This window comes from Nostocoides vanveenii (genome assembly GCF_039531165.1).
In the GTDB taxonomy this organism is placed as follows: domain Bacteria; phylum Actinomycetota; class Actinomycetes; order Actinomycetales; family Dermatophilaceae; genus Nostocoides_A; species Nostocoides_A vanveenii.
Genome location: NZ_BAAAPN010000003.1, coordinates 80652 through 102743, shown reverse-complemented (window position 1 = coordinate 102743; position 22092 = coordinate 80652). Strand labels below are relative to the sequence as shown.

The following is a 22092-nucleotide window of genomic DNA, read 5'->3' as shown; positions in this document are numbered from 1 at the left end:
AGACCTACCGAGCTGCCCGTTGCATCGGGGCCTGGACGCCGGCGAGAGCGCGAGCGATCACGGTCGTCGACGTGCAGCCGGCGAAGTCCGCCTCGGGCGTCAGCACCAGGCGGTGCGTCCAGACCGGGGCGGCGAGTTCCTTGATGTCGTCGGCCAGCACATAGTTGCGGCCGTGGGCCGCAGCCCACACACGCGCACAACGCACCATGGCGATCGCGCCGCGGGTCGAGACTCCGAGCTGGGTGTCCGGGTCGTCACGGGTGGCCTCGACCAGGCGCTGGACGTAGTCGAGGACGGCCTCGTCGACGTGGTTTCCCTTGACGGCGTCGGCCATCTCTGCGACGGCCTTGGTGGTGATCAAAGGCTTGAGGGAGGCGGTCCGGTCGGGATTCGCCGAACCGGCGAGCACCTGAACGGACGCGGCCCGGTCCGGGTAGCCGACCGATGCCTTCATCAAGAAGCGGTCCAGTTGTGCCTCGGGCAGGCGGTAGGTGCCGGCCTGCTCGATCGGGTTCTGGGTGGCGATGACCATGAAGGGCCGCTCGATTGGGTAGCGGACCGAATCGACGGTCACCTGACTCTCGCCCATCGCCTCCAGGAGGGCCGATTGCGTTTTCGGCGAGGCCCGGTTGATCTCGTCGGCCAGAACGATGGCATGAAAGACCGGCCCCTTGTGGAACTCCCACGCCCCCTTGCGCTGGTCGTACATCGTGATGCCGGTGATATCCGAGGGCAACAGATCAGGAGTGAACTGGATGCGGGAGTGGCTGCCCTGGACCGTCGCCGCGAGGGCACGGGCGAGGATGGTCTTGCCGGTTCCCGGAGCATCCTCGAGCAGCAGGTGGCCCTCGCTGAGCAGGCAAGTCAACGCCAGCCGGATGACCGGCGCCTTGCCGAGCAAGGCTTGCCCGACGTTGTCGGTGAGTTGGCCGAAAATATTGGCGAACCACGCGGCGTTCTCGGGGGCTAGTGTCATGACGTCTCCTCAGCCGTAGTCACAGTCGATGGTGTTGTCCCCGTCGGGGATCGGAGATCGATCGGTATCGAAGAGCTGTCCCTCCCGGCCCACGCCGTCCCATCCGGCGTTTCCGTTACCGTCGACGGCGCGATACTGGTTCCACGAGGACGCACTCACGCCGGGCACCCAGCAGTGGACCCTCCGGCCCGGGTCCCAGCGCGACAGCGCGATCTCTACCTTTCGGCACGGCCCAGCAACGCCACGGGGGCAGGGGGTGTCGCCGTTGTGCCGCGTTGAGCTGTATGGCGGTTCCCACGTCCGTGCCGACGCCATGTTCGACCAACCCGACCAGATACCACCGGCCTTTACCTGCGCCTTGATCCAGCGCTCCTGTGAGCGCCCATTGCCCTCGTCCCGGCTGCCGTTGACCGGGACGTCGAAGACGCCGTCGGCAGTCTGGATCTGTACGGCTTCGATGGGCCGACCATTCGTCGTGGCCCCGGCCTCCCATCTGAGCGTCACATTGTTGATGTTGCCGCTCGCGCTCACCGACGGGACACGCGGGGGGCCGTAGGCGTTGGCCACGGCCGAGGCCGAGGGCGTGCCAGTGGCATCGGTGCCGTCGACGTGCGCCGTGGCGGTCACGGTGACCCCGACATCATTCCCATTGACGAAGGCCCCGTCGCGCACCAAGCCGCCACCCGCGGGCAGCGTCCCGGTGCGGCCACCGGCCGCCCAGGCATACGTGATCTCACCGGGCAGCGCACCATTGGCGGCACCGGGCGTGAAGCTGATCCGAACCTCATTGTCATTGCCCGTCGCCTCGGCCCGCACCCCGGTCGGAGCGCCCGGTGCCATGAACGGGCGCACCCCGTTCGAGGCAGCCGACCAGTCGCTCGTGCCGGCCTTGTTGGTCGCCCGCACCTGGAAGGTCTGCGCAGAGGTCCCGACGGTCAGATTGAAATTGCTCGACAAGGCCGAGCCCGTATAGAGCGTGCTCCCCCCGGTCAGCCGGACCTCGTAGGTCATCGCGTCATCGCCATTGCCGTTCGGTTCCGCCCAGGACACCGCAGCCGACGGCGGCAGGGTCTTATCGCCATTGCCCTTGGCGGTCGGTGCCGCCGGAGTTGCCGGTGGACCCGCCGGGATCTCGGCACTCGAGTAGGGCCCGAAATCGGAGGGGTCCACGGCATTGGAATGCGCGCGGACACGGAACTGGTAGGCGGTGCCATTGGTCAGGCCCGTCCAGGTGTACGACGTCCCCGTCGCCTTCTGCTGCGCGCTGCCCCCGGCCGGCGGACTGATCTCGACGGTGTAGTAGAGGATCGCCGAACCGTCGGTGTGCGGTTCGGTCCACGTCAACGCGACCTGCCGGTCTCCGAATGTCGCCGTGGGTGCTGCCGGCGCGTCGGGCCGGACATCGGGGCGCACCTTCGGCGAGGGTTTGGAGGGTTCAGACTCGCCGACGTCATTGGTCGCCGTGACGGTGAAGCTGTATTCCGTGTCGTTCTTCAGCTCGGTGATCGTGCCACTGGTCACCTGACCAAAAGTCTTGCTCCCACCCGCCCACTTCACGGTGAAGCCCGTGATCGGTGCGCCATTGGCCGGCCCTGGTGTCCACGAGACCGACGCCGTGCGCGACGCCTTGGTCTCGGCGAAGACATTGGTGGGCGGGTCCGGCCTGGCGCGCACCGTGAGCAGGATCCGGCCGTCAACCTGACGCTCCGGACGGCCGGTGGCGTCGCCTACGCGGTAGGTGACCGTCAGCTGGCCATGGAAGGTCCCGCCGGGCGTCACGGTGATCTCCGTGCCGGTCGCGCCCGTTAGGGCGCCGTCGCCGGCGATCGTGGGCCTGCCGACGAGTGTGATCGGCTTTCCTTCCGCCGCAAAGGGATTCGTGACGTATGCCGCAATGTCCACGGTTGTCGGTTCGCCCGCCTTGGCTTCGACTTCGGCATCTCGCGTCGTCATCATGGGCTTCGTCGTGGCGACGACCTGGATGGTCAAGCTGGCATCGACGGGCGGATTCGTCCCGTCCGAGACGGTCAGTTTGGCCGTCACCGCCGTCCCCGGCTCCACGCTGAGCGGGGCGGACGCGGTTAGCGTCGACCCGCTGAGCGAGGCACCAATACCCGGGGCCCCGGTGAGGGTGAAGGTCAGCTTCGTCTGGTCGTCCGGGTCGGGATCGGTGGCCATCGGCCGCAGATCGACCGTCGTTTTCGGGCCGCCGGCCTCGACGATGACCGGGGACGGTTGGAAGACCGGTGGCGAGTTCTTGGTCGCCTCGACGACGATCGGAATGGTCAGCGTCGCCCGCAGACCCGCGGGGTCGTCGGCCGACTTTCCATCGGTCACCTCGAAGGTCAGCGAGGTGTCCCCGCCGAAGTCCTTGGCCGAGGTAAAAGTCAGCGTGCTCGCGTCGGCGACCAGCGAGGAGCCGTCGGCTCCCGGCCCCACGTGGACGTTCTTCTCGAAGGTCAGCCGCGGCGAGTGCCCGTCGCGAACCGACACATAGTCATCAAGGGGAAGTCGCAGCGCCGCGCCGGCCTTGACACGCACCGGCAACTTCTCCGATCGCAGCGTGGGCGGCGGCCCGGGCGGTTCTTGCTGCGGATCGTCTTTCGGAGCCTCGCGGCCGATCCCGGGGACGATGACGACCGCCTTCGCCGTCAGATCGTCCTTGTCGGTCACCGTGTAGACGAGCACCTGTCGATCCTCTTTAACCGGAATGGTCAAGGTGCCCTTGTCGACGACAATGCCCGGTTCGCCGATCGTGACGGTGAGCTTGTCGCTGACACCGTCCGGATCCTCGTCATTGCCCAGCACCTCGACCGCGACACTCTCCTTCCCGATCACCTGGGTCAGGTCGACGATGTCGTCACGGGCGATGGGCGGCAGGAGCGGCGCTGTCTTGGTGACCTCGACCGTCAAGGCGCCGCGAGCCGTGCCACCCCGGCCGTCGGCAATGTCGTAGTAATAGAGGAGCGTTGCCTCGTTCTCGGGGGTGGTGAGCCAGACCCGTTGCCCGTCGGCCTTGGCCGGTGTCGTGGTGGTCTTGTCCACGGGCTGCACCGAGCCGAGGGTGAGCGGGTCACCGTCCCCGTCGAAGTCGTTCGCCGTCACCGGTAGCGCCAGTTCGACGCCCGGCCGGGCTGTCAGGGTGTCCGCGAGCGCGACAGGCAGCTGATTGCCGGTGGCCGGAGGGGCAATCCCGACCTGGACCGTCCCGGTCGCCTTGGCGCCGAACCGGTCAGCCACGGCATACGTAAAGGAATCCGTGCCGGCAACGCCCAGCGCGGCCCGGAAGACGATCTTCCCCTTCTCCACCGTCGCGGTCCCCAGCCCGGGCGGATTCTCGATGCCGAGCAGCGTGACCGAGTCGCCATTCGGGTCGATGCCGTCGGTCGGGACCGCGATGCCTACCTGCGACCCACCGACCAGCCGCGCGATAAGGGGCTTCGGCTCCGGCGGGGCATTCTTCTCAGCCAGCCCCCGGATGGTGAGAATGACGTCCGCCGAGGCGAAATTGCCACGGGCGTCGCGGATGGTATAGGTCGCCCGGGCCCGGCCGGCCTTGCCGCCGGCTTTGAATCGGACGGTGTTCTCGGAGACGAAGAACTCGCCGAGGTCCTGGCCGGCGATGACCTCGTGCTCGGGGCTGACGCTCAGATCGAGGCCGGCCGGCGAGGTGTCGTTGCCGAGCACGGGCACGGTGATGACGTCCCCGGCCCGGACGACGCCGACGTCGTCCTTGGCTACGGGCGGTTCGGGCTCGGATACCGGAGCGAGTGGCACGACGGTCACCTGGCCTTGCGCCGCCCCCGTCCCGTTGGCCACGGTGTAGGCGAAAGACACCGTCCTGGTCAAACCTGACGGCGCCGTTATCCGGAGGAGAAAGTGATCCAGCACCTCCACGGAAATGCCGAGATCCGCAGCAACCTCGGTGGACTGGACGACGAGCACCCCACCATTGGGGTCGTCGTCATTCGCGAGGACATCGACGAGCACCGAGCCACCGGCAGGCAGCAGGGCCAGATCGTTGTCGGTCACTGGTGCGGCGGCCCTCTCCACCTCGATGACGTCGAGGCGCACGACACCATGGGCCAGGTTTGGGCCGTCGGTGATGTCGTAGGGGATGTAGACGGTTCCCGGCTTGGTGCTGCTGATGGTGAAGGTGCCGGCACTGAGATCCTTGCGCAGGCGCGCGCCCCGCCCGGCCGCCCCCACCATGGCCAGCCGCAGGGGGTCGGACTCGGGATCGGTGTCATTGGTCATCGGCGAGACAACGACGTCTGCGCCCACGGCCACCCGGATGTGATCGGCATTCGCCGTCGGCTCCTGGTTCTTCTCCTTGCTTCGGATATCGACGGTCAAGGAGCCTTCGGCCGACCCATTCGATCGGCCGTCGGTCATCGTGACGATCACCTCGACCTTGCGAGCTGCGCCGTCACCGCCGACGTCACGAATGGTGACCAGCCCGTCGGGACGCCAACGGATCTGGAGGCCGTCGACGTCGGCCACGCCACCGAGAATCACGTCATCGCCATCCGGATCGAGCCAGTCGGGCAGGACGTTGTAGCTGCCCTCGTGTCCCGCGGCCAGCACGAGTCGGCTTTCGCGTTTGATCTTCGGCGCCCCATTGACGCTCTCGGGATGGATCGAGATCTTGGCCACGGCCTCGTCCTCGCCACCTCGACCGTCCGTCGCCAGATAGGTGAGGCTTTCGGCGCCGGTCGCACCCTCGGGAATGGTGATCTGCAATGCCTCACCGCCGCGGATCTGGGCGAGTTTGCCTAGTCGAGGGGACTTTGCGACCGAGGCGGTGATCAGGTCGCCGTCGGGATCGGAGTCGTTGACAAGCACAGGCAGCTTCGTCGCCCGACCGGCCCGGACGCCGAAGTCGTCGTTCACGGCGGTGGGCGGGTGATTGTCCTTCGACCTCTCGGTATCGACCTTTTCGACGACTTCCTCGGACGGTGCGTCATTGCCCTTCTCCTGAGACTCGATCTGCTGGCTGATGTCCTGCCAGTTCTCGACGACCGTGAAGTTGTCGTCGGGGAGGAAGACGGAACCATCGGAGATGTCATTGATGACGACGACCGATCGGTTCACCCGGAACACGAGATCGGTGGCTCCAGCGAGCTTGTCGACGGTGCGCGAGATATCGTCCGCCGACCCCGGACAGTCCCGCACGTAGGCACCGGAGCCCGACCACGCTGCATACGTGCACCCACCGACGACGACGGGCGCCGTGGGTTGCCCGGACGCTACCGCGGTCCGAGTCTCGGCCGCGTCGCTGAGGGGGACGCGCAAGAGGGTCGCTGGGCCCACGAGTACGACGGCATCGGCGGCCGGTCCCGGCTGTTGCAGAAGCAGTCCGTTGTCGGCCAGCTTCCGCTCGCCGTGGCGTGAGAAGAGCCGATGCCCTTTCGGGTCGAAAGCCACCAACTCCTCCCCCACCAGGGACAGTTGCGGCTCGGCCTTCGCGTCGTATGCCGAGAAGTTGCCCGCATCGTCGATCTGCCATCCCGACCCGGCAGGTCGCAGCGTCCGCAGGTGACCGGACGCATCGACCGTATGCACGATTCCGGACCGGGTGACTAAGCCGCGGACGCCCGCGGCTCCCTTCAGGCTCGGCTCAGTTTCCGGTGAGAAGCGGCTGACGTCGGCGATGGACATGGCCCAGACCCGCCCGCCGGACGGATCGAGAACCGCGACATTGGGCCCACCGTGCACGAGCGTCATGCCCTCGGGCACCTGGGCCTTGGTGCTGTACACCAGCCGCGCGGTGTCCACGGCGTCGGCGTGGCCGCTCTCGGCATAGGAGACAAGGACGTCCCTGGCCTCCTGGCTGATATCGAATACCTCGCCCGGGTTTCCCCCCACGGCGCTGAGTCCGCCATCGAGCGTGCGCGACGGGTAGTTGAGATGGGCGACCTGTCGCAGATTGCCGTTCGTCACCCACACGCCGCCGTCGTTCAACTGCATCTCGGTGGCCTCGACGCCGCGGTGGGCCACCGCGAAGTAGCTCAAGACGAGGCCGGCGACCGCCAGCACCGCCACGCCCGCCCGCGTGGATCCGATCCGGAGGCGGCGCAAGTGGGCCTCCTGAACCTCGAGCGTCGACGGGCGCGTGTACGACGCCGGGTCTACCCTGCTCAGCCCCACCCCGGGTGGGAAGTCCTCAGATTGCACGACACGACGCCCCGAGGCTGACCACTGCGGCGTCCTGGCGCGGCTTGGTCAGGACGCGGGATCACGGATCACCAGGCTGCGCAAGCGCCACGGCCGCAGCAGGCGCGCCGGTCGGGAAGCATTGCGCGACAGTGACTTCTTGGCCTGGCCGATATCGGCCCAGAAGGCGCCGATCGCCTCTGCCCCCGGCTCGCCCGCCCCGAAGACGGCGCGGTCGGCGCGCGCTGCCAGATCCCGGTGGCCAACGACGCGGGCCTGCTCACGCCGGGTGGCCCGTGGCTCGACCGCTACGCCGAGATCGCGGGCATGGTCGACCAGATCACGCCAACCGGCTGCCAGCCGTCGACTCTCCTGGCCGCGTGAACGCCGACGCTGCCGACGCAGCATCCGGGCGGCCGCGAGCAGGATCGCGGACCCGGCTATCAGCCCCGCGGGGGGCGCGGCATACCGGGCGACGGTGCCGGCCCACGACGGGACCGGGATGCTGATGGCCGGCCCCTGCGCCTTGGTGCCTGTCGTCGCGTTCGACCGCGGCTTCTGCAGCGGCGGGACACCTTCGATCAGCGACTCGACCGTGCCCGGGGGCCGGCGACCGACGGCCGGTGGAACAACGGCCTGATCGAGTGGTGGGGCCGACTCCGGGTCCGTGGCCTTGGGCCGCTGGGAGCGCTGAGGCATGAAGAAGTCGTTCGGCACGGATAGCCACTCGCCGGACTCCGAGCGAACCTCAACCCAGGCATGGACGTCCTGGCCACGGATCTGGCCGCCCGGCGGGAGCACCGCGCCGAGAACAACCCTGGTCGGGACGCCGGTTTGCTGGGCGAGCAGGGCGAAGGCCGCCGCATATTGCTCGTCGCTGCCGACCGGCTGGGGCGCACCGAGCAGCGTCATCAGGCGGCCCTGGTTGTGGCCCGGCCAATACTCCTCCTCGCCCGGCCGAGTGCCGTCGCTGAAGGCGCCGGCCTCACTGAGGTGCTTGCCGATCGCGGCGAGGCGATCCCACGGGTTGATCGCTTCGCGGGACCACTCGGTCGCCCACGTGGCTGTGAACGCCCCGGCACCCTGATCGATCCGGACCGTGGGGTCCGGGACGACACCGGCTTTGGGCACCTCCGGGACGGGGTAGGCCGTCATCTGGATGCGGGTGCCGGCCGGCAACCCGCCCGGGACGAGCAGTTGGCCGGTGGCGAGGTTGTAGCGGAGGGTGTCGGTCAGCTTCCAGTCCTGGTCATTGACGAAGTCGACCTTGATGGGCAGGCCATTCCCCGGCACCCAGGCGCGCAATTCGGGGAGCGCGGCATACGCCTCGCCGATGGTTACCTCGATCTGCTGCGCGCGCATTTGGTGGACGATCGGATCGGCGATCACCCGTCCGACGCGCTGAAAAACGCCGCCCCCCGCGTCGGTAGTGCCGGCGCTCCAGACTGTTCCGTTGTAGGTGTCCAGGACCGCGAACCGCAGGCGTTGCCCGGATGCACCGCCTTGGACCGTCAGCAACTCCTGATCCCACAGCAGCTTCAGGCCCTCGCCGTATTTGCGGAAACCGGATAGCGGGCTCACGAACTGCGAAACATCGAAGGGCGCTTCGACCTGGCTGCGCGCGAGCAGCCGCGAGCGCGTCTCGGTGCCCGGGAGGTGCTGTGCCACAAGGAAGCCCGCCCCGCCGGCCACCATGAGCAAGGCAGAGCCGATCGCGAGTTGGCTCAGGCGGGAGCCGCCCGTTCCGATCATCCGCCGGCCGCGACGACGACGCACCGCCGCCCACACCAGGACGATGGCCGCAGTGCCTAACCCGGCGAGGGCTGCATACCGGCGGTCCTCGGTGCCCAGGGTGATCGCGGCCGCGAGAACTCCGATCGGGACGAGGGTCGCGGCCGCATGCCGACTCCGGGACAGCGTCGCGCCCAGCCAACCCGCGAACAGCCCGATCGTGAATGGCAGGCCGCCGAGAGTGCCGGCCGTGTCGATCGGAGCCAAGGTGGTGAGCATTTCCTTCCAGCCGGCAACGGGCACCGGCAGCATCCGTCCCACGGCATCGGGACGGTGCAGGACGACGGTCGGTGCGAGGAGTACGTATGCGAGCGCGGTGAGCGTCACGCCGAGCAGCGGTGCCGCCGACGAGCCGATAGCGGCCGGCAGCCGACGTCCGGCCAGCCTGCCGGCCGCCGACGCGAGCGCCCCGAGCACGGCCCCGGCCAGTCCGAGGCCCAGATAGCCGAAGGAGGCGAAGGCCGGTCGCCAGGCCGTGAAGGCCACGGTGATGCCAACCAGGAGGAGGGCGGTGTCGAGGGCCGGCGGCAAGAGCAGACGGCTCATCGGCGACGCGCCGCGAGCCACCCTCCGGGAGGCGGTTGTGAGGGTATCGGTGGTCATGGACGGCGACTCCCCGCGAGCGCCTTGTTGAGGTCGCCCAGGTCACCGAAGGTGATGAGCATGGCGCCCGAGGAGCGCTGCCGCCGGATCTCCGATCCGGCATCGAAGCGCAAGACCAGCACCCGCATCCCCGGCGGGAAGGAGGCGATGGCGCGATGGACCGAGGTCAGGTCGGCGGCCGCCCCGGTCACGATGACCACGGTGCTCATGGAGGGGGAGAGCCGCGTCAGCGTCCCGGCAACCAGGTCGACCCGTTCCCCGCCGAGTCGGGCACGCGCGAGGACGTCCATGGCCGTGTGTCCCTTAGGGGATCGCAACACGAAAGGCCCGGTCCCCAGGGTGAGATCGACCTTGTCGCCGACGGCGCGCTGCGCGATCGAGGCACCCGCTTCCAGCGCTGCCTCGAAATCGGTGGCAACAGCGTATGCCGTTTCGTTGCAGTCGACGACAAGGCCCACGTGCGTGCGACGGGTGTCCAAGAACTGGCGCACCATCAGATCCGCCTGTCCCCCGCTGCTGGACCGCTTGGCCGTGGAGAGCCAGTGAATATGGCGGCGGTCGTCTCCGGGCACGTACTCGCGCAGGCCGTGGAAGGCCAAGTCACTCGCCGAGACATCGTTGGTCGTCTGACCCTCGAGGTCACGAAGGACGCCGCTGGTGAACGGGTCGACATAAACGGTGCGCGGGTGCACGAAGAGTTCGATGGTCGGGGTCCACGCGACCGCTCGGCGCACCAGTCCGAAGGGATCACCACGCAGGGTCGTTGCGGGGCCGATCGGATAGACCCCACGCTTCTCGGTAGGGAGGATGACGAGTTCGTCGTGGACCCCGCCGCGCGAGAGCATCGGCATAAGCAGGACCGTCGCAGAGTCACCGGTCGGCAGCTCGAGGGGAATGGGCGGAAGCGGGAAGCGGCCGAGATTGCGCACCTGGACTTCGGCAGCCGCCGCGTCGCCGGCCCGCACCCGCGTCGGATGCACGCGAAGGCGCACCTCGAGCCGGGTCCGGCCGATGGTGAGCAGGCACGCCAGCGCAAAGAGAGTGACGAGGGCTGCTGCGGCATACGTGAACTCGATCCAGCCGAGCGACCAGCCGGCCAGACCGCTCAACACTGCGGCGACGAGCACACCCCAACCCAACGGCGAGACCGGACCCAGCACGCGCTCGGTCCTGGCCCGCAGCTCAGGCGGGACGGTAGGCAGGCGCAGTGACACTGGCCATCACATCGTCGATGACATCGGCGACCCGGACGCCGGAGAACTGGGCCTCATCGCCGAGGAGTACCCGATGGCCGAGGATCGGCTGGGCGAGGTCGGCAATGTCGTCGGGAGTGACATACGCGCGCCCGGAGGCCAGCGCCCAGGTCTTGGCGCAGCGCACAAAGGCTAGCCCGCCGCGGACACTCAGGCCCAGGGCGATGTGGGGATTGCGGCGGGACTCCTCAGCGATACGCGCGACATAGCTCAAGATGGTCGGGTCGACGTGCACCTGCCCCGCGAGGGTAGCCATGGCGTCGACCGCGCTGGCCCGGATGATCGGTTGGACGCCACTGCTGCGGTCGCGGTTCTCGGCATCCGCGAGCAACTCGACCGTCGTGTCGTGATCGGGGTAGCCGAGGGCCGTCTTCATTAGGAAGCGGTCGAGCTGGGCTTCGGGCAGCCGGTAGGTACCCGCCTGCTCGATGGGGTTCTGGGTCGCGATGACCATGAAGGGCTTGCCCACGCTGTGCCGCGTGCCGTCGACGGTGACCTGTCCCTCCTCCATGACCTCCAGGAGGGCGGACTGTGTCTTCGGGGAGGCCCGATTGATCTCGTCGGCGAGCACGATGGAGGCGAAGATCGGGCCCGGGCGGAAGGAGAACCGCTGGCTACTCTGGTCGTAGACCGTCACTCCGGTGATATCGGTGGGCAGCAGGTCCGGAGTGAACTGGATCCGGCTGTGGCTGCCCTCGATGGTGTTGGCGAGCGCCTTGGCCAGTTGCGTCTTGCCGGTGCCCGGGTTGTCCTCGATGAGCAGGTGCCCGCCCGACAACAGGCAGGTCAGCGTCAGGCGGGTGACGTGGGTCTTGCCGCGCACGCCGCGTTCGATATTGCCGACCATCGCCTCGAAGGTCTCGGCAAAGCGCCGGGTCTCGTCATCGGTCAGTGGCATGGGTGGCCTCCGGGTTGGGTGGTGGACTTCGTCGGGGCCATCACAGGCCCCACGGTTCGGTGTCCGAAGCGCTTTCCACGCCATCGGAGCAGCTGGCCGACAGCGTTGGCGCTGCCAAGACGTAGCCGAAGGTGTTCGCCCCGTTGCCTACCGCGACTTGGCCAAGGACATCCACCGTGCACGTGGCGCCGCCCGAATCGAAGTTCTCGGCGACGATCACGACTTGGTAGCACGTGCCCTCGACGCCGCACACCGCCGGATCGGTCGATTCGGTGCCGCGCTGCAGATCGATGGTGGCGTCGGCCGGCTTCGAACCCGTTATGGCCGAGCCCGTACTGGAACTTGTCCCGCCTTCGGCCGCCACCGTTGCCGTGACGTCGACGGTGGTGTCGTACTGCCCGGTGTCGAAGGAGTACTCGCCGCTGGCGTAGTCGCCGGTGGCGGGCACCTTCAGGCTGGACGGGCCACCGAAGTTCGGGTCGCTGCTCGAGACGCTCATGGTGGCGGGCCGCCCCATGCCACCACCGGGCAAACTGACCGACCAATAGATGACCGTGCCCTCGGCCCGGACGCTGACGACGGGGGTGTCGGGAGCGCCATAAGGCTCGACGATGATGCCGTCCGAGGTCGAGCAGAGGCCCTTGGCATTGCACAGTTGCAGCTTGACCGTGACCGGCACGTTCACCCCGACGTTGAGGGTCACGGTGTCGGACTGGGCACTCGGGCCATAGCTGCTGATGGCCAGCCGCTGGCCGAGGAAGAAGGCGGTCAGGGTGTTCACCCCGCTATTGGTCGGTGGCGTCGTGAAGGAGATCGTGACCTCTCCGCTCGACCCAGTCGCCTTGGACGTCGGCACGCTCGACCAGGGGGATGGCTGGCCCTCGGGCGTGACGCTCACGGAGTCCGAGGATGCGGTCATGCCGGCGGAGTTCTTGGCCTCGACCCGGAAACTGACCGAGGCGCCGTAGGTCACGGGTGGGGACGAACACGACGTTGCGGAGATCCCGGAGCACGAGGAGATCGGGCTGCCGTTCATCGATAGCGTGTAGGAAACCGCGCCGGGCGCGTTCGCGCTACTCGCGGACCAGGACAGATCGACGACGCCGTTGATCCCGTCGCCATTGTCTCGGACACTCGGCTCGGCCAGCACGGGGGCGCTCGGCGGGCCGACCGGTGTCCCCGAGGCCGTGACCGGAACACTGGACCCGACGGCATTGCGAGCCGCCAGGGTGAAGGTGTACTTCTGACCGTTCGTGAGCCCGCGAACGGTCGTCGACGTGGCCCCCGGACCTAGTTGTTGGCCGGCCCCGGTAACACCGGGTTGAACGGATAGGTCGTAGCCCGTCAGACGCGAGCCAGTGGTCTGTGCCGCAGTCCAGGACAGGTTCAGTTCGCCGTCGCCTCCGGGCGTTACTCGCAACCCGGTCGGCGGCTTCGGCACCTCGTCGATCGTGACCGGGGCGGACGCAGGCGAGGGGTCGCTGAAGCCGGCCTCGTTGTGAGCGCGGACGGTGAAGGAGACCTCGTCGCCTACCGGCAGCCCGGTGATCGCGCAGGGCGAGGCGGCACACCGCTTCGGGCTGCCGACCCCGCTGACCTCGAAGTAGTCGATCGGCGAACCATTGGCCGCACCGGCCTGCCAGGAGACCTCGGCCGACGCTGCCAGAGTCGAGATCTGCGCAACCACGCGGCTCGGTGGGTCGGGCTTGGCAAAGATCGACAGAGTGATCGACCCGGTGACGATGCGATCCCTGCTCCCCGCGGAGTCGGTGGCCGTGACACCGACCGTGAGCACACCGGTCGCATTCGCTGCGGGGGTCAGGGTGATCCGCGATCCCTGCACGGAGGCAGAGACTTTGGCACCCGGCGCCTGGGACACCGAGAGAGCGGCGAACGTCGGCGCTGGCAAGGGCGAGGTCATGGCCTCGGCCAGGTCGACCGAGACCGACTCGCCGGCCTTGACGTGGTCGAGACGGATCGGCGAAATCGTTGGCGGCGGAAGCTCTTTGGTGACACGGACGCTCATGACAGCACCCGGGCCCGTGGCTCCGCTCACGGCGATGCTGAACTTTCCGGTAACGCCGGCCTTGGCGTCCGCCCGCGCGCTCAAGGAGATGCGGTTGCTCCCGGATCCGGCGAGGTCGATCCCGGCCGCGGCGTCCACCCACGCCGCGTCATACGTCAAACCGGCGGCGGCCGCGGGGTCCGAGGTCCACACGTGGCACAGGCTGGCGACGTCGAGGGTCATCGGTTCGGCACCGGCCACCAGATCGAACGCGCTCGGGGGGCAACGCAGGAGGGGCTGGTCATCACCGACCTGGACGGGGATGCTCACGAGAGTGGGTGGCGCCGCATCGGCCGCGCCCTTCGGGACGTCCGTCACCGAGAACAGCAGGGCCGCCGGACCGGAGAAACCCTTCTCGGCAGCCACGGTGACGCTCGTGGCTCCCGGCTTGGTCACTCGCGGACGCAGCGCCTTGGCCGGCGAGGTGAGCACCGGATCGCGGCCGTCGGCGAGCACCACCCGGGAGCCGGTGGGCGAGTCGATGTAGTCACCGAGGCGGATGTCGGCCGAACCGCCCTCGGGCAAGGCGATGGCCTTGCCCGGGATGGCGAAGGGTCCCCCGGACCCGGCGGCGGGCACATAGATCACCGCGGCCGCCGATGAGCCCGCTTCGTCCGTGACGACATACGGAATCGCTTGCGGCACATCGGTGACTGAGATCACCACCTTGGCGCCGGCGATCCTGGCGTTGCTGGACGCGACCGAAGTGACCTGCAGCTTGGCCGAGTCGCCGTCCGGGTCGGACGCACCGGTCAGCACGTCGACGGTGGCCGAGTCGACCGACGTCGCCTTCGCCACGTGGTCGGTAATCCGGGGGGGCAACTGGGCATCCTCCGCCGACCGGATCGTCACCGTCGACAAGGACGACGGGCCGGCGTTCCCGGTCAGGCCGTAGGTGACCGTCAGGCTCTTGCCGATCGGCGGGGCAGTGGCCGTGACTGGTCCTTGCGGGGATTGCAATGCGACGCCGGCCGGCAACTTCGGGTTGTTCTGTGCGAGCGGGACGATGGTGACCGGATCGCCCTTGGCAAACAGATCGTTGGCGAGCGGGTTGATCGTCACGTGGGCGCCCGGGGCGACCGTCATGGTGTCGGGCAGCGGCACGGCGAGTTGTGGATCACCGGCCGGGACCACCGCCACGCGGACACTCGCCGTCGCCATGGCACCAAAGGCGTCGCTGACCGAATAGGTGAAGACATCAGTGCCACGCGACTGCGGATAAGCCTGGTAGACAATGCTGTTCGGCCCGAAGCCCATGATCCGACCCAGTCTCGGCGCCGATGCGATCCCGGTGACGACGGACGAATCACCGTCGGGGTCATGGCCCGAGGTGGCGACCGGGATCGTCACCGTGTCGCCTTGCACGGTTCGGGCCTCCAGCGGCTCCGGGGTCGGTATCGCATTGGCCTGCGCCTGCGACGGCAGCGGCTGCACGATGACCATGACCCGGCCGGATCCCGATTCGCCGGTGTCGGTGACGGCGACATAGTCGATTGCGAGAGTGCGTGGGGAAGCGACCTTGGCCGGTGCCAGGAAGCGGATGGCCGACCCCGAGACATAGGCGGCGCCGACGTCCTTCGACGTCGGGTCGACGGGGTCGGTGACGAGCAACTGTCCCGGTCCCGGCGCGCCGGGAACATTCGCCTTGAGCGTGAGCGGGCCGCCGGAGAGGGTGGAGTCGTTCTCCAGAGCCGGGATCAGGGTGGAGTCACCCGCTCGCACGACCGCCGCGTCCGCTCGCACCACGACCTGATCGCTCTCCAAGGGCGCGAGCAGGGCAACCGAAACCTGTCCGGTCGCGGTCTCTTCGCCATTGCTCACCTCATAGCTGACGACCGGAGGCGCGCTCGCCTTGACTCCGGTCGGCATCAGACGCAGCCATCGGCCACCGACCGTGGCTGCGGTCATCGCATCTTTCGGTTCCACCGTGGCCGACTGAACGGTCAGCACGCGGCCGGCCGGGTCGATGTCATTGCCGATGACATCGACGAGCGCGGGCGCTAAGCCGCGGACCGACGCGGTATCCGGCATCGCAACGGGGGCACCTGCCCGCTTGGCCGGGCGCACTTCCAAACGGACCTGCCCGGGTGCCGGATCCGCGCTTCCGTATGCCGCGCGGTAGCCGAGCGTGTACGACCCCTCCTTGGCGGCCGTCACGGTCACCGTCCCGGTGGCGGGGTCCGTCGTGACATTGAGTGGCCTTTTGGCCGAGCGCGTGAAGGTGACGTCTCCGTCGAGCGAGATAGTCGCCGAGGGGTCCGTGGGATCCGACCCGGGTAGGTCGTTGACGGTGGGACGGAAGGTCACGGGGGACCCCGGCTCGGCCGCAACGACATCGGGACGGGTGACGGCGGATTTACGCTGTGTCGCCTGCGGATCCTGAACATCGACTCGGACGTGGGCCGGCTGGCTCTTGGATCGACCGTCCGTCACCCGATAGGTGATGTCCACGACGCCCCCGGTAGCCGGGGCCGCAAGTTCCAGGTTGCCTTCACCGGTCGTCCGAACAACCCCGTCCGACACGCTCGCATCGAACAAGGCGAGGGCATCACCTTCGCCGTCGCGCCATTGCCCCAGCACGGGAACACTGATGACTCCGGCGGCCGGCACGGTCCAGATCGGATCGGCCGCCTGCTCGCGCCGGAGGGGCGCCGCATTGCCACTCGGCTTGGGAGTGACGTCGACATGGCCGGTGCGTGACGGCCCTCCGGCGTCGACCACGAAATCGAATCCCGCCCGCTTCGCCTTGGGATCAAGGGTGAAACTGACCGTCTGCAAGTCCGGCGAGATTTGAGCGCGGCCACCCGTGACATGCTCCACGCTCGTGATCGCCCGAATATGACCCGCGATGTCCTGCACATTGTCCAAAACGTGCAGGACGGTCGTGCGGCCCGGGCGTGCGCCGAATTCTCCGCGGGTCACGGTTGGGGCCTGTGAGGAGGAGCTTGCGCCGGTCTTCTTCGGGCCTTTGGCGTCCTTGTCGGCCTTCAGGGGCCGCACGATTCCCGCCCAGTCGTCACTGGCCGTCTTGCGTTCGACGTCGACCAGCGCGCCATTGGTTAGGTCGTTGACCACGACCTGGTCGCGGTTGACCCGGAAGACGGGTTGCCGCAAGGGGGCGTTCCGCGACACCGGTGTCTCGACGGCCTGACGGCCGCCGCAGGAGCGGGCGGCCGTTCCCCGGTCACCGCCCCACGCGCCCAATGCACAGCCACTGACGATCACGGGCCGGGCCGGGCGGCCGGTGCCTGCGGCGAAAAGCGCTTTCGCGGCACTGCCGTCAAGGGGCAACTGCCACAGGGCCAACGGCGTGGCCACAATGACAGCCGTCCCTTCGGACGAGGGTTCCTGGAGCACCAGCCCGGCTGCTGCTCGCTGCACCACCGGGGCTGCGTCATCGACTTGGACGGCTCCAGAGTCCGGCTCCGCCAGGATGCGATGCCGTCCGACCGCCGAGACCGCGACGGAGCTGCGTGTGACGCTGGTGCCTATCCGTGGCTCGGCGAACCCGCCCTCGGCGGGCGTGATCGTCACCGTGCGTCCGGTGACATCGGCCGCGTAGATCGTGCCGTCCATAGCGACCGCGAGAGCAGCACGGTCCGAGGACGCCCCCGAGAGAGCGGTCAACGACGCGATGGGTTCGCTGGCCGAGGCGAGATCGCGCAACACAGGCACGGTCGGAGAAGCTTCGCCATCGCGATAGCGGGTGGCCCAGATCCGTCCGGTCTTGATGTCGAGAGCGGCAACCGTTCCGCCGCGCATATCGATGACAGCGTCCTGCGCGATGACGGCACCTTGATCGATTAGCGGCAGTCCCGCGCGCACATCGACCGGGTAGACGGTCGAGATGGTGCGGTCGATCGCGATGACCGTGCCCGCCTCCTGGCGCACGTCGAGCCTCGAAGTGTCGCCCGCGCGGGCGCCGCCGGGCGCATAGAAGCCCGAGTCCAGGGCGCCCGCGGCCCGGTTGAGTCGGCCGAAGAGCGAATCCTTGTTGTTGGTGACCCAGACGCCGGCGTCGTTGAGGTCGATGCTTCGAACGGCCACCCCCGGCGATCGGACGGCAAAACCCACCAGCGCGACGACCGCGAGCACCACGACCAAGGCGCCCGCCAGCATTCGGCCATGCCGAGCAAACCCCATGGCGCGGGCCCTCCGTTTCGCAGATCAATAGCCCGCCCAAGTCTGCCCACGAATCGCCTCGACCGTCTTGTCCACAAATGTGGGGTCAGTGGCTTCTGGAAGCGTCATCCCTCGTTCGTCACGTCAGTCCGCGCAGACCGGCGGCGAGTAGGCAACCGAGCCACCCCCGTCCTGCCTGACGACCAGGATGGCGAGGCAAATGGGTTGCCTGGCAGCGGATTTCAGGGTGAGCGTAGGGATTTTGACGACGCCCTCGCGATCGTCGTCCGTTCGCCATCTGAAGGTGTCCGTGGCCAGTTGCGCCGAGTAGGTCCACCGGAAGGTGACCTCGGCCTTGGTGCGCGTCCACGTGATGGCGACGGGTCCGGGTGGGAGCCCGGCGACGCCGGACCCTGCGTCTGGCGTCCCCGTACCCTCAGTCAGGGTGGCGCGCGAGGGTTGGGGCGAATCGCGCGCCACGACGGCGTAGCCAACGCCGACAGCCGCAGCGACGCCCAGCAGCGCCCCGACCACCTTGAGCGTCAACGGGCCGCGGCGAGCACTCGTCTGGGTCACCGCCCTGGGCGGCGGCAATGTCGTTCCCCCGTGGATCGGGGCCTCCAACCTGCCCACCCGTCGCGCCGACGCCGATCGGTTGGCCCGGGATTGAGCCTCGGTCGAGCTCGGACCGGTGGCTTCGGTATGACCGTTCCCCGCACCGAGCGGTCGCGAACGTTGCGCTGCTCCTGCGCCGGTCGTTGCTGTCTTCGATTTCGGTTGCCCCGGTGCCCCCGGTCCGGCAGCACCTGACCGACGAACGCGCGTCTTGGCGAGCGCGTCGTCGGCGATCTCGGCGTACATACCGGGTGCTCGACGGTGCGTCACGATCATCCGGGTGCGAGGCAGGCGTTGCTCGCTCTCGACGCTTGTCAGGGCCTGAGCGAAAGCAGCGGCGGAGGGATGACGCAGTTCTGGCTTCTTCGCCATGGCGCGCGCCAGGATCCGCTCCAGCGAATCGGGAACGTCGGCGCGCCCGGTCCGTGGCGGCTGCAGGTCGCGAATTCGCCCCATCACGCCGATGCGCGAGTTGTCCCCACCCAGGACTTCGAAGGGCGAACGTCCGACCAGGAGGTGCCACACGGTAGCGCCCAGGGAATACACATCCGTGGCCACGGACCCGCGCGTTTCGGTGAAGAGCATCTCCGGTGACGACCAGGGAATCGACACACCGACCTCCTCATCGTCCTCCGGCGTCGGCGTCAACGTGGTAGCCACACCGAAATCGGTCAAGCCGGGCCCGCCCCACGGCTGGGTCAGGATGTTTGCGGGCTTGACGTCGCGGTGGATGATGCCTGCGAGATGCGCGCTGTGGAGGGCACCGCTGACCTCGATGGCAGCGCTCAGCACATCGGCGAGCGCCAACTCACCACCGACGGCGCGCTCGGAAAAGGTGGCCTCCGGGCAATACGCCATGACGATATAGGCCCGGTCATCGTCCGTGACGCCGACGGAGTGAATGGTGACGACATTGGGGTGCTGCAGGCCCGCCATCGTCGTCGCCTCGGTCTCGAAGCGCTGCCGGGCAAGCTCGTCCAGCGTGCGGTCGCGGAGTACCTTCACCGCGACCTCACGACCTAGTCGATCCTCGCGATAGAGATAGACGTCGCCGTACCCCCCGCTGCTGCTGAGCAGGTGGCGGAAGGTTAGACCACGAATCACGGGCGGCCCAGATTGGGCCGCCATCACGCCGTTGCCTCGAAACTGATCCGAGAGACCTCACCCAGGATGATGGTGCTTCCCGGTTCGATCACCACGGGAGTGTCCGAGGTGAGCCGGGTCGTCACACCCAAGGCGTCGACGATCTCGGTGCCATTCGTCGAACCGAGATCCGTGACACTAACAAGCCAGTAGTTCACGGAGATCAGGGCATGCTGGCCGGAGACCTCGTGCTGGGGGTCGACAATCCGCGCCAGGTGTGGGCGTTCACCCTGGTGACCGGGGATCTCCCGCGGCGAACGGCCGAGCACGATGTCCCTGTCCACGGTGATCACTTCACCCGACTCCAGACGCAGGATGCCCAGGGCCGGGCGGCTGATCTCCACCGGCTCCTGCTCGGGAACCGGCGCGTGGCAAACGCGACAGGTCGGCTGGAAAGCCACCGTGAAATGGCCCTGCGCACACTTCTTGGCCAGCACCATCGGTCCCGTGCAGGCCCCCGGCGGAGAGTCGAGCGCAGCCAAGAGGTCACCCCGGGCGATGGTCAGCTCCATGTCCCCATCGGGATCGGGGCCTAGGAGCCTTTGCTCTCCGGGTGGGGGCGGAAAGGTGAAGGCGGGCTGGTTGTCGAAGACATCCACCGCGTCTGCGGTGCCGCCCGACGGGTGCGGCGTGACTCGCCAGTCCGCCGGGTTCCAGGATGGGCCGGCATTGACGAAGCCGTCATCGCTGTCGTCGGCGTCGGTGTCCGAGTTCGACTGCGTACTGCCCCACCCCGCGTCGACGAGATCCACGGCGTCATCGAGCGGGTCATCGACAGGTGAGCTGTTTGACTGCTCGTCCAGCGCAGGTTCGCCAAGGTCTTCGGAGTGGGACGCCGCCTTGCTCAGATCGACGGGCCGCTGCCGGACGTCCGCGTCGGTAGCGGCCGCTTCCGCGTCCTCGGATCGCGAGAACCAGGAATCCGAGACCCCAACGGCCAGCTCCGAGGACGCATTCGCCACGCCCAGTACACCGTCACCAGCATCCGTCATCGGTTGGGCGTCAACAGCAACGCCGTCGTCGGATGGGCCTTCGGCCACGCTGGGAGGATGCGGGGAATGCGCGGGGTCGGCAAGCGCCCATACGGGATCGGAAGCCTCGACCGCGGGCTCGGCGTCGTCGGTAGGAAACAGCGGGAGCACCTCGAGCTCATCTGGCTGTGGTCGATGCGCGGCGGCGATCATCGGCGTCAGGCGCACCGCTGCAGCAGGGACAACGCCGCCTTGAACGGGCACCGCCGGCGTCGCCGACCCATGCGCCAAGGACAGAGTGGCCATCACGACATCGGTGTATTCGTGATCCGCCACGAGGCGCCCGTCGTCCAGGACGTGACGATCGCTCGCCGTCTCGACCTCCACTCGGCCCTGGCCGCGCGTCAGTGCCCGGGCGCGCCCGTCCGCGTCGATCTCGCAGATCGCGAAGTCGGGGGCGGCGCGTAGACCCCGGGCGAAGAGGGCATCGATGGCGGCCTCGACGCCGCTGCCGGCGAGCGCCGTGAGGCACTCCGTGGACAGGGTGTCCCCTGGTGAACCGGGCAGCAGGATCGCACGCGCTCCGAGAACGATGGCAACGCCGTCGCCGGGAAGGTAATGCGCGAAGTCGTCGATGTTCAACTCTGGTGCTCCTCGTTCTGACGGCGTACGGCCCGCGGCGCCGTAACCGCGAGATCACCGTGATAGTCGTCGCCGAAGGCGAGGTCCGCCACGACGACACTGACATTGTCGTGCCCACCGGCGGCAAGCGCGGCACTGACCAACGCGTCGGCACACTCCTGGGGAGACGCGTGCCGGCGAAGGATCGCCTCTATTTCGGCCTCCTCGACCTCGCCCGTGAGCCCGTCGCTCGCGATCATCCAACGATCTCCGGGGCCGGCCGGCACCATCCGAATCTCGGGCTGCGGCGGGAGCTCTTCCACGATTGCCCGCGTCAGCACATGTCGACTCGGATGGTGTCGAGCCTCTTCCGGCGAGACGTGCCCGGCTTCGAGGAACTCGGTGACTTCCGAGTGGTCGGTCGTCAGTCGCTCCAAGCATCGTTCATTGAGGCGGTAGACGCGGGAGTCACCGACATGGAAGACGGCCAAGAGATTTGACGGGCCCGGGATGACGGCAAATCCCGCCACCGTCGTGCCCAGACCGTGGCTATCGGGATTGGTGCGGCCGTAATCCCCGATCGCCACCGAGGCGTCCAGGATGAGTTGCCGGACGGAGTCGCCGGACAGCGACGCACAATCGCCTCGGGCCAAGGACTCGACGACGAGGCGACTGGCGACCTCACCCGCCGCCTGCCCCCCCATGCCGTCGGCAATGGCGAACAACCATTCACCGACGAGGACGGCGTCCTCGTTCACCTCTCGGACCCTGCCCACGTCGGTAGCCGCGCCCGCGTGTACTCCGACCACACTCCGGACTCTATTGACCAGCGGTAGAAGCGTTAGTCGTCGATTTCGAGGACGCGCGCGTCCGAAACG

9 protein-coding genes are annotated in these 22092 nt (G+C 68.2%); all 9 read right to left on the bottom strand.

The features are described from left to right. Positions 1 to 4: 4 nt before the first annotated feature. The 9 genes from ABD209_RS00805 to ABD209_RS00765 all read right to left on the bottom strand — a co-directional run bounded on the left by ABD209_RS00805 (position 5) and on the right by ABD209_RS00765 (position 21972). A complete protein-coding gene (locus tag ABD209_RS00805) occupies positions 5 to 976 on the bottom strand; it encodes an AAA family ATPase (RefSeq protein ID WP_344060726.1) in 972 nt (323 codons plus the stop codon). A gap of 9 nt (positions 977 to 985) precedes the next feature. Further along, positions 986 to 7057, bottom strand: coding sequence for an Ig-like domain-containing protein (locus ABD209_RS00800; protein WP_344060723.1), 6072 nt, complete (start codon positions 7055 to 7057; stop codon positions 986 to 988). 144 nt (positions 7058 to 7201) lie between these two features. Continuing rightward, on the bottom strand, positions 7202 to 9469 hold the full coding sequence (locus tag ABD209_RS00795) for a transglutaminaseTgpA domain-containing protein (protein WP_344060720.1): 2268 nt from the start codon (positions 9467 to 9469) through the stop codon (positions 7202 to 7204). Between the two features lie 53 nt (positions 9470 to 9522). Continuing rightward, positions 9523 to 10740 carry a DUF58 domain-containing protein gene (locus ABD209_RS00790; protein WP_344060717.1) on the bottom strand — a complete coding sequence of 406 codons (1218 nt, stop codon included), beginning with the start codon at positions 10738 to 10740 and terminating at the stop codon, positions 9523 to 9525. Further along, positions 10709 to 11677 (bottom strand): AAA family ATPase, encoded by a 969-nt coding sequence (locus ABD209_RS00785; protein ID WP_324385523.1) that lies wholly within the window; start codon positions 11675 to 11677, stop codon positions 10709 to 10711. The genes ABD209_RS00790 and ABD209_RS00785 overlap by 32 nt, the downstream gene beginning before the upstream one ends. 40 nt (positions 11678 to 11717) lie before the next feature. Further along, entirely contained in the window at positions 11718 to 17885 is a 6168-nt protein-coding gene (locus tag ABD209_RS00780) for an Ig-like domain-containing protein (RefSeq protein WP_344060709.1), read from the bottom strand. A 123-nt stretch (positions 17886 to 18008) separates the two neighbouring features. Further along, complete coding sequence (locus ABD209_RS00775) at positions 18009 to 19583, bottom strand: serine/threonine-protein kinase (protein WP_344060706.1); 1575 nt, start codon at positions 19581 to 19583, stop codon at positions 18009 to 18011. Between the two features lie 23 nt (positions 19584 to 19606). Next, the gene (locus ABD209_RS00770; protein WP_344060703.1) at positions 19607 to 21235 is read right to left on the bottom strand and encodes an FHA domain-containing protein; all 1629 of its coding nucleotides are present in this window, start codon (positions 21233 to 21235) and stop codon (positions 19607 to 19609) included. Continuing rightward, positions 21232 to 21972 carry a PP2C family protein-serine/threonine phosphatase gene (locus ABD209_RS00765; RefSeq protein WP_344060700.1) on the bottom strand — a complete coding sequence of 247 codons (741 nt, stop codon included), beginning with the start codon at positions 21970 to 21972 and terminating at the stop codon, positions 21232 to 21234. The genes ABD209_RS00770 and ABD209_RS00765 overlap by 4 nt, the downstream gene beginning before the upstream one ends. Between the last annotated feature and the right edge of the window lie 120 nt (positions 21973 to 22092).

What these genes read in the sequence shown, in the direction of transcription:
- ABD209_RS00805 (WP_344060726.1), bottom strand. Translation starts at nt 976, where the DNA reads ATGACACTAGCCCCCGAGAACGCCGCGTGGTTCGCCAATATTTTCGGC.
- ABD209_RS00795 (WP_344060720.1), bottom strand. Translation starts at nt 9,469, where the DNA reads ATGAGCCGTCTGCTCTTGCCGCCGGCCCTCGACACCGCCCTCCTCCTG.
- ABD209_RS00785 (WP_324385523.1), bottom strand. Translation starts at nt 11,677, where the DNA reads ATGCCACTGACCGATGACGAGACCCGGCGCTTTGCCGAGACCTTCGAG.
- ABD209_RS00780 (WP_344060709.1), bottom strand. Translation starts at nt 17,885, where the DNA reads ATGGGGTTTGCTCGGCATGGCCGAATGCTGGCGGGCGCCTTGGTCGTG.